We start from the raw sequence: 15,043 nt of genomic DNA, 5'->3' as shown, positions 1-15,043 counted from the left end.
GCTCGCCCCCAGGCTGCGCGCACTTCGCGTCGCTTCGCCAACCCCCTGCCGGGGCGACACCTGCGGCCCGGCGAAGCCGGTTCCGCGGTGTTCACTGATCAGGCCGAGGATGTCTTGGGCGCCGGCAGCCACGCGAAGGCCGCGATGCCCAGCACCAGCAGCGCGGCGATGGTCGCCAGCACGGCCGTCAGCGGGTCGGCGCCGTGCGCGGACGCCACCGAGGCGGCGACGCCGGTGCCCCACTGCATGAGCGCCACGCCGAGGAACATCGCCATCGTGAACACGGCCATCGCGCGGCCGGTGAGCGCGGCGGGGTAGGCACCGCGCACATCGGCGTACTGCCAGACGATGAAGCCCGAGAGCACGCCGATCAGCAACATGCCCGCGATGTCCAGCCAGGCCGAGTGCAGCATCGCGATGAGCGCGAAGAGCCCCGCATAGCCGAGCGCGCAGATCACGATCCAGCGCCGCCGCGCTGCGCCGTCGCGGTCGAGCCGCCCGAACAGCGGCGCGCCGACCAGCGAGATCACCGACACCGCCAGCGCGACGTTGCCGCTCTCCACCAGCGAATAGCCGTGCCGCCCCATCATGAGCGGGCCGAGCCACAACCCGCGCAGCGAGATGAAGGCCGCGTACGTGACCGCGCCCAGCACCACGATGCCGAGCGTGTGCGGCATCGCGAACAGCGCGCCGAACTGGCGGATGGCCTCTGGCACCGATTCCTTCACCTGCGGCACGGCCGAAGCGGGCTCGTGCACCCAGTGCCAGATGGCGAGCCAGGCCAGCGCGGCCGCCACGGCCAGCACCAGGAAGCCCGCGCGCCATGAATAGGCCTGCACCAGCCACGCCAGCGGCGTGCCGGTCACCAGCATGCCCAGCCCGCCGATGGCCAGCACCATGCCCGACACGGTGGCGAAGCGCGCCGCCGGAAAGTGCCGTGCGATGAACACGGTGCACACCAGGAAGGCCGGCGCGCAGCCCACGCCGATCAGCGCCTGCCCGGCCACCAGCACCAGGTAGCTAGAAGCCGCCGCCGACAGCAGCGCGCCCGCGATGGCGATGGGAAAAGCCACCAGCACCGTGCGCCGCACGCCGTGCAGGTCGATGCCGATGCCCATGAACAGCTGCATCGCGCCGAACGCAAAATGAAAAGCCCCCGAGAAAATCCCGAGGGCCTGGGCCGACAGCCTGAAGTCGGTTTGCAGCGGACTCGCCATGATGGCGCCGACCGTGCGGAACGCCTGGCTCAGCGCAACCCCGGCGCACAGCGCCAGGACCATGACCCATGCCGCGCGGGGGGTCAGGGGTTCTGCGGCGGAGCGCTGCGCGGGGACCGGGCTCATGTCCGGGAATTTTCAGGGAGTTCTTGTCCGGGGCGCATGCACAGGCCACCGGGTACTCCCCTCCGCGAATGTCCCCCGCCTTCGGCTCCTCCTTTATTTCGCTGCGGGGAGCACCCGGCGCCCTGTGCATGATGAGCGCAGCGCGTGATCGGGCCGTTCGACCGCCGCTCCCATCGATCACGCCGATGGGGTGCCTTGCGCAGCGAAATAAAGGAGGAGGCCGAAGGCCGGGGGACATTCGCGGAGCAAGGTACCCCGTCGGCGCGATCGCGCCACGAAGAACAACGCCCCTCGAAAACGCCCCGGTCACTCACCGTGGCATTTCTTGTATTTTTTTCCGCTGCCGCATGGGCAGGGATCGTTGCGGCCCGGCGTGGCCTCTTTGCGGATCGTCTCGGCCTTCGGGCCCAGGCTCTTCCAGAGCTGGCGCAGGTCGTAGACGGCCCAGATGGCGGCGCCGAAATCGTCCAGGCGCTGCTGGCTCACGCTGGGCGGGCCGTCTTCGCTGTACATGGAAACCGTGGGCTTGGCGTTGTCGTCCTCGGTCAGCGCGACGATGTTGTCGAGCGCGTCGTTCAGCATTTGCGCGGCTTCCTTGTCGCGCGGCGCGGCCCAGTCTTCGGGCCAGTTCTCCACCGCGTACATGAAGCCGAGCGCCCACACCTGGGCGAACGACGGAATGGCTTCGCCGGCGACTTCGGCGCGCTCTTCCTCGGGCAGCGAGGCGATGGCGCCGCGGGTGTCGAGCACCTCGGGCTGCCAGCTGCGTTCGTCGTCGAGCGTCTCGACGGGGGCGTCGAGGCCTTCCTCGATCTCGATCCAGCGGCGCTTCCAGTTCCAGACGAACTCCATGTGCTTGGCCGACGAGAAGCTGTCGCCCAGCAGCACGGGCCAGTACTCGGAAGGCATGATGGGGCGGCGGGTGCAGATCAGCGCGGCCATGAAGCCCTCGCAGAACTCCCACTGGGGAATTTCCTCGTCGTGTTCGCGCATGGCGTCGAGCGCCTGGTCGAGCGCGTCGAAATCGTCGGGGCCGAGGGGTGCGGGAGTGGCCGAAGCGGCCGGTGTGGGGTCGGGAATGGTCGTCATGGCAAGGTGGAAACAGCCCTCTATGATGCAGCAGGCTCCGGTCGACACTATTTCTATGCCCACGATCATTCCATTTCCGGCGCGCTACAGCGCCTTCGCCCTGTGTGTGGCCGGTCTCGTGGCGTGCCTCGCCTTCGTGCTGGTTTCGCCGCATCTGTGGTTTGCCTGGGTCGGGCTGGCCATCTTTGCGGTACTTTCCGGTACCGGCGTACACGACCTGCGGCAGACGCGCCACGCCATCCTGCGCAACTACCCGGTCATCGGCCACCTGCGCTTCCTGCTGGAGTTCATCCGCCCCGAGATGCGGCAGTACTTCATCGAGAGCGACTCGGAAGCCGCGCCCTTCTCGCGCGCCCAGCGCTCGCTGGTCTACCAGCGCGCCAAGGGCGACCCCGACAACCGCCCCTTCGGCACCCAGCTCGACGTGACCGCCGCGGGCTACGAGTGGATCAACCACTCGATGCAGCCCACCAAGCTCGCGAACCACGATTTCCGCATCGTGATCGGCGGCACGCCGCAGCCGGCCGACGCCGATCCGGCACAGGTCTGCACGCAGCCCTACAGCGCCAGCGTGTTCAACATATCGGCCATGAGCTTCGGCGCGCTGTCGGCCAACGCCATCCTCGCGCTCAACCAGGGCGCCAAGATGGGCGGCTTCGCGCACGACACCGGCGAAGGCTCCATCTCGCAGCACCACCGCGTGCACGGCGGCGACCTGATCTGGGAAATCGGCTCGGGCTACTTCGGCTGCCGCAACGACGACGGCACCTTCAGCGAAGAGCGCTTCACCGCCAACGCGCGCGACCCGCAGGTGAAGATGATCGAGATCAAGCTGAGTCAGGGCGCCAAGCCCGGACACGGCGGCGTGCTGCCGGCGCCCAAGGTCACGCCCGAGATCGCGGCAGCGCGCGGCGTGCCGGTGGGCGTGGACTGCATTTCGCCCGCCTCGCACAGCGCGTTCTCCACGCCGACCGAGATGATGCACTTCGTCGCCCGGCTGCGCGAACTGTCGGGCGGCAAGCCGACCGGCTTCAAGTTCTGCCTGGGCCATCCGTGGGAGTGGTTCGGCATCGTCAAGGCGATGCAGGCCACCGGTATCACGCCCGACTTCATCGTGGTCGACGGCGCCGAGGGCGGCACCGGCGCGGCGCCGGTCGAGTTCAGCGACCACGTGGGCGCGCCGCTGCAGGAAGGCCTTCTGCTGGTGCACAACACGCTGGTGGGCGTCAACCTGCGGCACCGCATCAAGATCGGCTGCGCCGCCAAGGTGATCACCGCCTTCGACGTGGCCCGCATGATGGCGCTGGGCGCCGACTGGTGCAATGCGGCGCGCGGCTTCATGATGGCGCTGGGCTGCATCCAGGCGCAGAGCTGCCACACCGGCCATTGCCCCACCGGCGTGACCACGCAGGACCCGCTGCGCCAGCAGGCGCTGGTGGTGCCCACCAAGGCCGATCGCGTGCGCAACTTCCACCGCAGCACGCTGCATGCGCTGCAGGAACTGGTGCAGGCCGCGGGCCTCGACCATCCGCAGCAGATCACCGCGCACCACATCGTGCGCCGCATTTCCGACACCGAAGTGCGCTTGTTGAGCAACCTGGTGATGCAGGTGCAGCCGGGCGCCCTGCTCGGCCCGCTCGACGCGCAGCACAATGTTTTCCGCACCTACTGGCCGCTGGCCAGTGCAGAGAGTTTCCAGCCCGTGACGCAGGGCCCGCAAGGGCTGGTGTCGGGCTTCGCAATGGCCGCATGAATCCACTGAAACGAGGCGCGAACGCGCGCCTGCAATCGCGCAAGGGCGCAGCTTCGGCGCCCGCGCCCCTCGACGCGCTCGCGCGCACGCCGGCTCCCGGCGACTACGCGGAGTTCCTGCGCGTCACCCTGCCCCGGCAGGAAAAGAACGTGGCCAGCCACCGCTTCGGCAGCGAACGCGTATGGCTCAAGAAGGCCGGCCCCCGTCACGGCAAGTGGGGCTACCGCGTGATGGCCGCCGTGGCCCGCATGGCGCGGCTGGACATCATCAAGCCGGTGCCCAACCCGGGCGGCGAAGCGGCCATCGCAACCGAGGCCCGGCGCCTGAAGACGCTGGCGGCCGCGGGCCTGCGCGTGCCGACCGTGCTGGCGCAGCAGGCGGACGGCCTGCTGATCTCCGACCTCGGCGAAAGCGGCCGTGCGACCGTGGTGCTGCAGGAGCGGCTCGACCAGGCCGCCGCCGCCGGTCCCGCCGCGCTGCTGGCGGTATGGCGCGAGGGCCTGGCCGCCATCGCCGCCGTGCACGTGCGCGGCCAGCACCTGAGCCAGGCCTTCGACCGCAACCTCGTGCAGTGCCCCGATGGCGTGATCGGCTACATCGACTTCGAGGACGACCCGGCCGAAGTCATGACGCTGGCGGAATGCCAGGCCCGCGACTGGCTGAGCTACCTGCACTCGACGGCCATGATGCTGGAGGCCGCCGCGCCGCAGGCCGCGGGCCAGCACTGGCATGCCGCGCTGGCCGGCGTGAGCGAGGAAGTGCGCGAGCGCATCGCGAACGCGGCACGGCGCATGAAGTGGGCGCAGAAGCTGCCGGCCAGCCGGCGCTGGGGGCGGGATACGCAGCGGGTGCGGGCTGTGGCGCGGCTGCTGGGGCGGTGGCATCTGGCGGCGCCGGCAGTGCTGCAGAACTGACAGCAAGGTCGCAGGCTAAGGGAGCTTCCTGCGGCTGAGCCGCTTGTGCTGCCATCGGCGAAATGCCCAATCCCCAAGCAAACCGCCCGCCAGCAAAGCAACAAGCTGAACGGCAAGCGCAACCATATAGGCTTGCCCCAGATCGTCATCGTTCTTCGCAAATTTGAGTTCGTACCAATGGCCTGCGAGGCCAATGAGTTTGTAGAAGACTGAGCCGAGCGCGATCGCTCCGACAACGATGGAGAGGATGCGGATGACCAAGCTCATAACAAGAACCCGAAGAAGCTATCGACGCTCGAGCTTCCGCCGCTGCCACTTGCGGAACATCCAGTCGCCGAGCCACCCGCCCACGACAGCGGCAATCGCTTGCACCGCAAGAGAGAGAACATAAGCATCGGCCACGTCGTCGAAACTCCGGGCTTGGTTCGCTTCGTACCACTGCCCGATGGGCATTAGCAGGCCCGCTGCAACCAGAAAACTGAGTGCCAGTGCGCCAGCCACAACGCTGAGCAGTCGTAGCAGTAGTTTCATAGGACTGGCCAAAACCATATGGCTTCTGCTCGACGCATATCGGTGATGACTCCTTCCCAAGAAATGTGCCACTGAATAAAGAACCAGGACGACCGTTTGGTTAGCCGCGCCCCATTCCAAAGATCGATGTGATCACCCTGCCTCCCTTCGCCCCAGTAGTTCTGGATGAACACGATCCCGGTGCGCTTTGCAATTTTGTCGAAGCCTTCCTTGCCCGTGTATTTCTCTGTACGGGCCATGAGGCCCGACTTGCCAGAGTCCAGCCAATTCGCCAACTCCTGCGCCCTGATCGGGTACTTCGGACTGTCCTTCTGCCAGGAGTAGACACCTCGGAAGCTCTCCATGCTCAGGCTCGAACGGATGAAGGCCGCACCCACGTTGATGGCACATTGATCCTTGTAGGCGTCCCTGTCGAGCAAGGCGTCGTCACCCTTGATCGTCGGATGGTTCGACCAGAGAGTCGCAAAAGATGGCTGCATGGGATTCCGGGCAACGGCAAAGGCGGGAGCCCAAAATCTACCGCGCCTCCTGCGACTTTCGACGGCCGGAAAGGTTGTCAATTGATACCCGGCGCAGAAACTTCGCGACACCCGCCGCTAGGCCGCGAACGCCGCCCGCACCGCCACGCCGCGCAGCGCCAGCCGCTTCTTCATGGACAGCACCGCCTTGTCCTTGCTCAGCAGCAGGGCGCCGTGCGCCACGGCCAGGTCGATGAACACCTGGTCGTCGGGGTCGCTGCACACGCAGGGCGCGCGCGGCGGAACGCCCTCCACCATGCGCACGCGCGCGTCGAAATCGGCCAGCACCGCCGGCACCTGCAGTTCCCGCTGCGCCATGCGCCTGGCGATGAGCGGGTAGCCCAGCACGCGTTCGAGCTCCACGCGCATGGCGGCCGTGGCCAGCCAGCGCAGCTCGCCCGCGGCCAGCCGCTCTGTCAGGGGGCCCCAGGCGGGGTCTTCGAAGACGAGCAGGTCGAGCGCGATGTTGGTGTCGATGACGACTGGGCCGGGTTCTGTCAACGTCATGGAATGTTCGGCAAATGCGGGCGATGTTGCACCATGCGGGGTCGGTGTCAGGTCCGCGTCGGGTCGGTACGCGAGAATACCGTCTTGCCAAACGCTTCCTCGGACAACGCCTCCTTCATGAAACGAATACCGCTGCTCTGCCTTGTCCTGCTCGCCTCGGCGGGTGTCAGGGCCGAGTGGCTGACCCTCACGGGCACGCCCGGGGACGCCGACAGCAGCTATGTGCAGGTCGATCCCGCCAGCATCGAGGTCGACGGCGCGCACCGCACCGTGGCGCTGCGCATGAACCTGCAGGCAGAGCGCCTGAACCGCGACGGCGTGAGGTTCCGCTCTTTCCAGGGCGTCGCCACGGTCGATTGCGACGCCCGCAGCGCCCGCTATGTGAGCGCAAGCTACTTCTCGCAGCCCAATTTCGTGGGCGAACCGGCCCAGGTGAAGCATTTCGAGGCGGGCGACGTTCGCCCGGTGACCTTGCCCGGCGCGCCGCCCGAACTGGCCGCGCGCACGGTCAATGCAGCCTGCGCCGTTCGGCCGACGCAGGCGCCCAGGCCCGAGGGCACCGGCGAATCACTTCCGCGCTGAGCCCGCGACCATGTCGAAGCGGAACAGCCGGCATTCGATGGGGCCGTTCCACATCGGCACGCGGCGCGACTCCTTCAGGCGCATCTGCCTGGGCAGCTTCAGGTCGGGCGTGAGCACCCAGGCGGTCCAGCCGGCGTAGTTTTTCTTCCAGTGGGCCGCGAGCTGGGGAAAGAACTCACCGCCGTCGCCCTGCTCGGTCTGCGCCGATTCGCGGGCGCCGAAGCGGCCGGTGCCGGCCACCCCGCCCACCTCGATGCGCTCGCCGTACGGCGGGTTGAGCATGATGACGCCGGCCTCGACCGGCGGCATGCGCTGCAGCGCGTCGCCGCCGCGGAACTCGACGGCCTGCGCCACGCCCGCGCGTTCCGCGTTGCGCTCGGCAAAGTCGACCATGCGGTGCGACACGTCCGAGCCGAAGATGGCGACGCCGTGGTCCCGCGCGCCGGCCTCGGCTTCTTTCCTGATGGCGGTCCAGACATGCGCCTGGAACGGCAGCAGCTTCTCGAAGCCGAAGCGCCGCAGCGACCCGGCCGCGATGCCGCGCGCGATCTGCGCCGCCTCGATGGCGATGGTGCCGCTGCCGCAGCAGGGGTCGTAGAGCGGCTGGGCCGACACTTCCCCGGTCTCGGGGTTCCACCAGCCGCTGGCGGCCAGCATGGCGGCGGCCAGGGTTTCCTTCAGCGGGGCGTCGCCCTTGTCCTGGCGCCAGCCGCGCTTGAACAGCGGCTCGCCCGAGGTGTCGATGTACAGCGTGCAGGTGTCGGTGGTCAGGTGGGCGAACACGCGGCAGTCGGGCCACTGGGTCTCGATGCTCGGGCGCACGCCGTTGGCCTTGGCGCGGAAGCGGTCGGCAATGGCGTCCTTGATGCGCAGGGTGGCGAAATTCAGGCTCTGCAGCGGGCTGTGCTGGGCCGTGGTCTCGATCTTGAAAGTCTGCCTGGGGGTGAACCAGATCTCCCAGGCCACGCCGTTGGCGATGGCGTAGAGATCGTTTTCATTGCGGTAGGGCGCATGGGCCAGCTCGACCAGCACGCGCTGCGCGAGCCGGCTGTGCAGGTTGAGCTTGAGGGCGTCGCGCCAGTCGGCGCGTACCCGCACGCCGCCGCGCAGCGTGAGCAGGTCTTGCCCGGCACGGCCGGTCAGGGCGTGCACCTCCTGGGCGAGGAATTCCTCGACGCCGGCGGCGCAAGGCAGGAAAAAGGAGAGATCGTTCACTGAAAGTTGGCCATCGGGAAGCCCGACTAGGGGACTCCATTGTCGCCTTGTCACAGCCCTTCTCTATATAGTCGATTCGCCGATGAACCCCATCCTCGTTCCACCGGCGGCATCCGCCGCCCCGATCGCCGCCGGAAGCGACCGCTTCGCCATCGAATGCGAGGTGCTGCGGCTCTCGGTACGGCCCATCGGCCCGGTGCTGCTGGTGCAGTACCTGCTCAACTGCGGCGTGGCGGCGCTCTTCGCCTGGCAGTACTCGCTGGCGCGCGCGCTGGTGTGGATCGGCCTGATCACCATGGTGACGGTACTGCGCGGCTTCTTTCCGCAGCGGCTGCCGGAGCCGTTCACCCCGGCCACGCTGCGCGCGGCGCAGCGCCTGCACACGCTGCGCACCGGCATCTGGGAGCTGGCGCACGGCATGGCCGGCGTCCTGCTGTTCAACCCCGGGCGCGCCGACCAGCAGCTGCTGCTGGGCCTCATCCTCATGGGCATGACGCTGTCGTCGGCCTTCTCGGTGTCGTTCTATACGCCGGCCACGCAGCTGGCGATCACGCTGCTGCTGGCGCCGGTGATCGTCACGGGACTGTGGATGGGCTCGCCGGAAATGATGGCCGTGGCCGTCATCGGCATCGGCCTGATCGCGATGATGTGGAAGCTGGTGGCCGAGCGCTCCCGCCAGCTCGAGGAAAACATCGGGCTGCGGCTCAACGAACGCACCCTGCGCGAACAGGCACTGGCGGGGCTGCGCGCGTCCGAACAGGCGCAGGCCGAGCGGCTGCGCTTCTTCTCTGCCGCCAACCACGACCTGCGCCAGCCGGTGATGGCCATCGGCCTGCAGGCCGAGGTGCTGCGCCAGCAGCTGGAAAGCGGCGCCGACACGCCGGCGGTGCAGCACACCGTGGCCTCGCTGGCACGCGCGCAGCAGGCGCTGGAAGGGCTGACCAATCAGCTGCTCGAAATCGGCCGCATCGAGGCCGCTGTCGATCCGCTGCGGCCCGAGGCGGTGGCGCTGGCCCCGCTGCTGCATGAACTGGCGCGGCAGGCGGGCAACGGGCGCGTGGGCGTGCGCTGCCCGGCCGGCGCGGCTGCCTGGACCGACACCGTGTCGCTGCGCCGCGTGCTGGCCAACCTGGTGGACAACGCGGTCAAGTTCACGCCGCGCGGGCGCGTGCTGCTGGCGGTTCGGGCGCGCCGGCGCGAGGCCGGCCCCGCCTGGCGCATCGAGGTGCGCGACAGCGGCATCGGCATTCCGGCGGAAGCGCAGGAGCGGGTGTTCAACGACTTCGAGCAGATCGGCAACGTGGAGCGCAACCTGCAGCGCGGCCACGGGCTGGGCCTGGCGATCGTGCGGCGGCTGGCGGCGCAGCTCGGCATCGAGGTGGCGCTGCGCTCGGCGCCGGGCCGGGGCTCGGTGTTCAGCTTCGAGCTGCCGGCGGCGCCGGACGGCGCGGCGGTGACGCGCGCACTGCCCTCGCCGCAGGCCGGCAACGGCGCGGCGGCACACAACGCGCTGCCGCCCGGGCTGGCCGTGCTCGTGGTGGAGGACAACGCGGTCGTGGCCGACAGCCTGCTGGCGCTGCTGCGGCAATGGGGCGTGGCGCCGCGCGTCTACGCCAGCGCGGCCGAGGCGCTGGCGCTGGCCGACCTGCGCGCGCTGGACGCGGCGCTGTGCGACATCCGCCTGCCGGGCACGCTCGACGGCATCGCGCTGGCCGAACGGCTGCAGCGGCAGAAGCCGTCGCTCACCATCGCGCTGATCTCGGCCGACATCAACGAGGCCACCCAGCGCCTGGCGCTGGAGCGCGGCTGGCATGCGCTGCGCAAGCCGGTGCAGCCGGACGAGCTGCACGGGGTGCTGCTGAAGGCGCTGCCGCCGGGCTGAAGGCGTCCGGCTCGGCCTGCGGTTCCGCTGCCGTTGCAGCGCTGGCACGGGCCGTGCAACAGCGTCACGGCTTCCGATATATGCTCCGCGCACAGGCCGCCGGACCTGCCCCGATGTCCACCGCCACTCCTCTTTCTTCCCTCCCCGCCGATCCGCGCAACCTGCGCTACGGTGGCGTCGCCATCGCCTTGCACTGGCTGCTCGCGGCACTGATCGCGGGCTCGCTCGGCGTCGGCCTCTACATGACGGGGCTGCCGTTCTCCCCCCTGCGCCTGAAGCTCTACAGCTGGCACAAGTGGGCCGGCGTCACCATTTTGCTGCTGTCGGCGCTGCGGCTGGCGTGGCGGCTCGGGCACCGGCCGCCGGCGTTGCCGGCCACCATGTCGCCGTGGCAGCTCTCGGCCTACCGCACGGGCCATGCGCTGATGTACCTGCTGTTCTTCGCGATGCCGCTCTCGGGCTGGGCCTACAGCTCGGCAATGGGCGTGCCGGTGGTGTGGTTCGGCGCGCTGCCGCTGCCCGATTTCATGCCGGTCGACCAGCCCTTTGCCGAGGCGGTGCTGCAGCCGCTGCACAAGGGCTGCGCCTTCACGCTCGCGGGCGTCACGCTGCTGCACGTGGCGGCGGCGCTCAAGCACCACTGGATCGACCGGGACGGTCTGTTGAAACGCATGTGGCCCGCGCCACGCAAGGAATCCGCCGGATGAAGCGCCGTTACCTTTTCGTTCCCCTGGCCTTGCTGGCGCTTGCGCCGGGCATGGCCGCCTTCGCCGAGCCGCCGGCCGCGAAGCTGGTCGCCGACAAGAGCCAGATCGTGTTCGTCAGCAAGCAGATGGGCGTGCCGGTGGAAGGCACGTTCAAGAAATTCGACGCCCAGGTCGCGTTCGACCCGAAGAAGCCCGAGGGCGGCAGCGTGGCGCTGCGCATCGACACGGCCAGCGCCGGCTTCGGCATTCCGATGAGCGACGCCGAACTGCCCAAGGCGCCGTGGTTCGACGCGGCGCACTTTCCGCAGGCCACCTTCCAGTCGAGCGCGATCAAGGCGCTGGGCGACGGCAAGTTCGAGATGACGGGCAAGCTCACCATCAAGGGCACCGCGAAAACGGTGACGGTGCCGGTCGGCATCGCCCCCGCCGGCGGCAACCAGGCGGTGGCGACCGGAAGCTTTACGATCCAGCGCCTCGACTACAAGGTCGGCGACGGCGAATGGACCGACACCTCGATGGTCGCCAACGAGGTGCAGGTGCGCTTCAAGCTCACCATCGCGGGCCTGGGCCCGCTGTGAAGACCCGCCAGGCCGCGCCGCTGCTCACTCACTCCACTCTTTCATGACACACCCAGCCACCGCCGTGAAGAAAAAGCTCATCCTTGCCGCGCTGCTGTCGGCCGCGGCCTTCTGCGGCAGCGCCGCGGCGCAGGACTACACGGCGCCGCCCGTGGCCGTGAAGCCCGCGGGCGGACCGAAGAAGAACGCGAACTACGTGGTCGACCCGACGCACACCTTCGTCATGTACGAGATGGGCCACTACGGCACCACCACCAACCGCGGGCGCTTCAGCACCAAGGATGGGTCGGTGCAGATCGACGGCACCGGAACCAGCGGCAAGGTCGACATCACGATGGACATCAGCTCCATCAACACCGGCGTCGACCTGCTCAACCGCCACGTGCAGAGCAAGGATTTCTTCAACGTGGCGGAATTCCCGACCGGCCGCTTCGTGGCCGACCGGATCGACATCAGCGGCGACAAGGTGGTCGACGTGCCGGGCACGCTCACGCTGATGGGGCAAACGAGGCCGGTGACGCTGAAGGCGGTGCGCTTCAACTGCTACCTGAGTCCGCTGATCAACCGCCAGGTGTGCGGCGGCGACTTCGAGACCACGGTGGAACGCAGCGACTGGGGAATCACCTGGGGACTGAACTTCGGGTTCGAGAACAAGGTGAAGCTGCTGGTGCAGGTGGAAGCGGTCAACGTCCAGCCGTAGGCGCTTCCGGCGCCGTGGCTGGCGGCCCTGCCGGCCTGCCTACCTGACGATGGTCTTGCCGGGGCGGCTCGCGGCCAGCGGTTCGTCGCCGTCGTCCTTCGGGGATTTCAGCCAGTCGCGGGCGGCCATCAGGGCACGCGGAAGATTCAGCAAGACCAGCATCCAGGCACCCATCGCCACCGCCATCACCGCACCGAACAGCAGTTGCTCGGCCAGCGGCGCATCGCTCCAGTAGAAGAAGCTCAGCAAACAGGACAGGATCAATGCCCAGATGGCCAGAAGGTAGAGATTTTTCATTTTTGTGCACCGCGGAAGTCGGTACACAAAATGTAAACGAAAACATAATTTTAGTACTACTTAAAGTTTACTTTTCAGTCGTTGATCAGCGTGACTTTCTCCACGCTATTCACCCATTTCAAATTTCCACCAAGAGGCAGCCCCGATGGACAACACCCTTTCCTTGCTAGGCATCGCCGGCGCGATGGCGGTGGGCGCGATGAGCCCGGGCCCGAGTTTCGTGATGGTGGCGCGCACGGCCGTGGTCTCGCGCGGCGACGGGCTGGCTGCGGCGCTGGGCATGGGGGCTGGCGGACTGGTCTTCGCCATCGCGGCGCTTGCGGGACTGCAGGCGGCGTTCCTGGCGGTGCCGGGGCTCTACCTGGCGATAAAAGGCTTCGGCGGCGCCTACCTCGTCTACCTGGGTTTTCGCATCTGCCGCGGCGCGCGCCAGCCACTGGCCGTGACACCCGATGTGGGTAACTCCCCCGGCCGGCAGGGGCGTGGCGGCCGCACCTTCCTGCTGGGCCTGGCGACCCAGGTCAGCAACCCGAAGACGGCCGTGGTCTACGCCAGCATCTTCGCCGCCTTCCTGCCGCGCGAGGTGCCGCTGGTGCTGGCGCTGGCGGTGCCGGCCGTGATCTTCTGCATCGAGACCGGCTGGTACGCCATCGTGGCGCTGGCGCTTTCCTCGGCGGCGCCGCGCTCGGCCTACCTGCGCTACAAGGCCTGGATCGACCGCGCGGCCGGCGGCGTGATGGGGCTGCTGGGGGTGCGGCTGGTCTGGTCGGCCTTGCGCGGCGGCCACTGACCGGGCACCGGCCGCGCCTGAAGCAGGCCTAGAGCAGGCTCTCGGGCGTCAGCGGCGCCAGCAGTTCGAGCATGGTGCGGTCCCAGAAGCCCGAATCGGGCTCCTCGTGCAGCACCGTGATCTGGCCGGCATCGTCGCTGACCCATTCGATGCGCCCGTCGTTGTTGCCTTCGGCAAAGCGCAGCCGGTAGGCGCCCTGCTGCTTGAGCACGTCGAGCAGCTTGAGCATCTGCTGCGCCATTTCGGGGCTGTGGATGATCAGGCCGATCTCGGTGTTCTGCGATTCCGAGCGCGGATCGAAATTCATCGAACCCACGAACAGCGTGCGCCGGTCGATCACCGCCGACTTCGCATGCAGCCGCCCGACCGTGGTGCCGAAAAGCCCCAGCCGCACGCTGCGCCGGGTGCGCGTGGAGCTCAGCTCGTACAGGTCGGCGCCGAGCTTGAGCATGTCGGGCCGGTAGCGGCGGTAGGCGGTGTGCACCAGCGGCTCGTCGGTGGCTGCCAGCGAATTGGTGACCACGCTGATCTTCACGCCGCGCCCGCGGATCTCGCGCATCACCTCGAGCCCCGTGGCGCCCGGTATCAGGTAGGGCGAGACGATGGTGACCTCGGCGCGCGCGCGGCGCATCTGCTCGACCACGTTGTAGCGCACGCTGTCGACGTCCAGCAGCGGCACGCCGCCGTACGACGCGGTCTTGCCGATCACGCGGTCGGGCGAGTCGGCATAGGCCTCGGCCAGGGTCCAGATCAGGCCCAGCCTGCCGGCGTTCAGGTCGTCGGCGATCGGGCTGTAGCCCAGCAGGTCGTTGGGCGCGGGCGGCGGCGGCGGCGGGGTGGTGTCGGCGCCGGTGGCGGCGTCGAAGCGGCGCTGCAGCTCCTCGCGCGAAAGGCTGCTCGCCACCACCGACTGCACGGGGCGCACATAGGTGCTGTTCCAGTACTGGTCGAACAGGCTGCCGAGCCGGGGAATGAGCGCGCCGGTCACGAAGGTGTCGAGGTCGAGAAAGTTCTCGCCCGCCGTGCGCGTGAAGTACTGGTTGCCGATGTTGCGCCCGCCCGCCACCGCCATCGCGCCGTCGGCGATGAACAGCTTGTTGTGCATGCGGCGGTTCACGCGGCTGAAGTCGAACAGCGAAGCCGCGAAGCGCCTGACCAGGCTGCTGCGCCCTGCCGGGAACGGGTTGAACAGCCGCAGCTCTACATTCGGCGTGGCGGCAAAGCCGAGCAGCAGTTCGTCTTCGCCCGATGTGTAGAGGTCGTCCATGAGCACCCGCACGCGCACGCCGCGCAGGGCGGCGTCGCGCAGGGTGCGCAGCAGGTAGCGGCCGGTCTCGTCGTTCTCGATCTGGTAGTACTGCACGTCCAGCGTGCGCTGGGCGCGGCGCGCCAGCTCGATGCGGGTGGCGAAGGCGAAGTCGCCGCCGGGCATCAGGCGAAAGCCGCTCAGGTCGGGGTCGGGCTGGGCCGCCATCGCGAGCTTGCCGAGCGCGGTGTCGGGCGACACGGCCATGGCCTTGGTGGGCGGGCGCGGCGCCTCGTCGGGCAGGGTGGCGCAGCCGCTGAACAGCAGCACGGCCAGCAAAGCGATCACCCAATGGCCCCAGCGCGACATCGGGAGACGGCTCATCGAAGGC

General features: G+C 68.6%; 16 protein-coding genes. 8 read left to right on the top strand and 8 right to left on the bottom strand.

Features of this window, described 5'->3' with window-relative positions; all coding sequences use genetic code 11:
• Positions 1–98 precede the first annotated feature (98 nt).
• Positions 99–1,280 carry an MFS transporter gene (locus WIX39_RS07060; protein WP_106937585.1) on the bottom strand — a complete coding sequence of 394 codons (1,182 nt, stop codon included), beginning with the start codon at positions 1,278–1,280 and terminating at the stop codon, positions 99–101.
• A 369-nt stretch (positions 1,281–1,649) separates the two neighbouring features.
• Complete coding sequence (locus tag WIX39_RS07055) at positions 1,650–2,432, bottom strand: UPF0149 family protein (RefSeq protein ID WP_081267833.1); 783 nt, start codon at positions 2,430–2,432, stop codon at positions 1,650–1,652.
• Between the two features lie 55 nt (positions 2,433–2,487).
• On the opposite strand from WIX39_RS07055, the gene WIX39_RS07050 reads away from it, so the two are divergent.
• Both WIX39_RS07050 and WIX39_RS07045 read left to right on the top strand, forming a co-directional pair.
• Positions 2,488–4,185, top strand: a complete 1,698-nt coding sequence (locus WIX39_RS07050; RefSeq protein WP_106935936.1) for an FMN-binding glutamate synthase family protein — start codon at positions 2,488–2,490, stop codon at positions 4,183–4,185.
• Positions 4,182–5,099, top strand: coding sequence for a hypothetical protein (locus tag WIX39_RS07045; protein WP_081267831.1), 918 nt, complete (start codon positions 4,182–4,184; stop codon positions 5,097–5,099). Before WIX39_RS07050 ends, WIX39_RS07045 begins: the two co-directional genes overlap by 4 nt.
• Positions 5,100–5,114: 15 nt before the next feature.
• Here WIX39_RS07045 and WIX39_RS07040 read toward each other — a convergent pair whose 3' ends face one another.
• The 3 genes from WIX39_RS07040 to WIX39_RS07030 all read right to left on the bottom strand — a co-directional run bounded on the left by WIX39_RS07040 (position 5,115) and on the right by WIX39_RS07030 (position 6,655).
• On the bottom strand, positions 5,115–5,366 hold the full coding sequence (locus WIX39_RS07040; protein ID WP_106935937.1) for a hypothetical protein: 252 nt from the start codon (positions 5,364–5,366) through the stop codon (positions 5,115–5,117).
• Positions 5,367–5,626: 260 nt separating this feature from the next.
• Positions 5,627–6,109, bottom strand: a complete 483-nt coding sequence (locus WIX39_RS07035) for a type VI secretion system amidase effector protein Tae4 (protein WP_106935938.1) — start codon at positions 6,107–6,109, stop codon at positions 5,627–5,629.
• A 117-nt stretch (positions 6,110–6,226) separates the two neighbouring features.
• Positions 6,227–6,655 (bottom strand): PIN domain-containing protein, encoded by a 429-nt coding sequence (locus WIX39_RS07030; protein ID WP_409194736.1) that lies wholly within the window; start codon positions 6,653–6,655, stop codon positions 6,227–6,229.
• Between the two features lie 117 nt (positions 6,656–6,772).
• Here WIX39_RS07030 and WIX39_RS07025 point away from each other — a divergent pair, with 117 nt between their 5' ends.
• On the top strand, positions 6,773–7,237 hold the full coding sequence (locus WIX39_RS07025) for a surface-adhesin E family protein (RefSeq protein WP_106935940.1): 465 nt from the start codon (positions 6,773–6,775) through the stop codon (positions 7,235–7,237).
• Here WIX39_RS07025 and WIX39_RS07020 read toward each other — a convergent pair.
• The gene (locus tag WIX39_RS07020; RefSeq protein WP_106935941.1) at positions 7,223–8,452 is read right to left on the bottom strand and encodes a THUMP domain-containing class I SAM-dependent RNA methyltransferase; all 1,230 of its coding nucleotides are present in this window, start codon (positions 8,450–8,452) and stop codon (positions 7,223–7,225) included. The genes WIX39_RS07025 and WIX39_RS07020 overlap by 15 nt on opposite strands.
• A gap of 82 nt (positions 8,453–8,534) precedes the next feature.
• Here WIX39_RS07020 and WIX39_RS07015 point away from each other — a divergent pair, with 82 nt between their 5' ends.
• The 4 genes from WIX39_RS07015 to WIX39_RS07000 all read left to right on the top strand — a co-directional run bounded on the left by WIX39_RS07015 (position 8,535) and on the right by WIX39_RS07000 (position 12,319).
• Positions 8,535–10,334: an ATP-binding response regulator gene (locus WIX39_RS07015; protein ID WP_106935942.1), complete on the top strand. Its 1,800-nt coding sequence runs from the start codon at positions 8,535–8,537 to the stop codon at positions 10,332–10,334.
• A 113-nt stretch (positions 10,335–10,447) separates the two neighbouring features.
• Positions 10,448–11,041, top strand: a complete 594-nt coding sequence (locus WIX39_RS07010; protein ID WP_106935943.1) for a cytochrome b — start codon at positions 10,448–10,450, stop codon at positions 11,039–11,041.
• Positions 11,038–11,619: a YceI family protein gene (locus WIX39_RS07005; protein WP_081267822.1), complete on the top strand. Its 582-nt coding sequence runs from the start codon at positions 11,038–11,040 to the stop codon at positions 11,617–11,619. Before WIX39_RS07010 ends, WIX39_RS07005 begins: the two co-directional genes overlap by 4 nt.
• Positions 11,620–11,662: 43 nt before the next feature.
• Entirely contained in the window at positions 11,663–12,319 is a 657-nt protein-coding gene (locus tag WIX39_RS07000) for a YceI family protein (RefSeq protein WP_199851862.1), read from the top strand.
• Between the two features lie 39 nt (positions 12,320–12,358).
• Here WIX39_RS07000 and WIX39_RS06995 read toward each other — a convergent pair whose 3' ends face one another.
• Entirely contained in the window at positions 12,359–12,616 is a 258-nt protein-coding gene (locus WIX39_RS06995; protein ID WP_081267820.1) for a hypothetical protein, read from the bottom strand.
• Between the two features lie 145 nt (positions 12,617–12,761).
• On the opposite strand from WIX39_RS06995, the gene WIX39_RS06990 reads away from it, so the two are divergent.
• Entirely contained in the window at positions 12,762–13,406 is a 645-nt protein-coding gene (locus tag WIX39_RS06990; protein WP_106935945.1) for a LysE family translocator, read from the top strand.
• Between the two features lie 28 nt (positions 13,407–13,434).
• Here WIX39_RS06990 and WIX39_RS06985 read toward each other — a convergent pair whose 3' ends face one another.
• Positions 13,435–15,036, bottom strand: coding sequence for a phospholipase D family protein (locus tag WIX39_RS06985; protein WP_106935946.1), 1,602 nt, complete (start codon positions 15,034–15,036; stop codon positions 13,435–13,437).
• Positions 15,037–15,043 lie beyond the last annotated feature (7 nt).

The organism is Variovorax sp. AB1(2024) (assembly GCF_037482385.2).
In the GTDB taxonomy this organism is placed as follows: Bacteria; Pseudomonadota; Gammaproteobacteria; order Burkholderiales; family Burkholderiaceae_C; genus Variovorax.
Note: the sequence above shows the minus strand (reverse complement) of the source record. Positions and strands in the feature narration are given on the sequence as shown.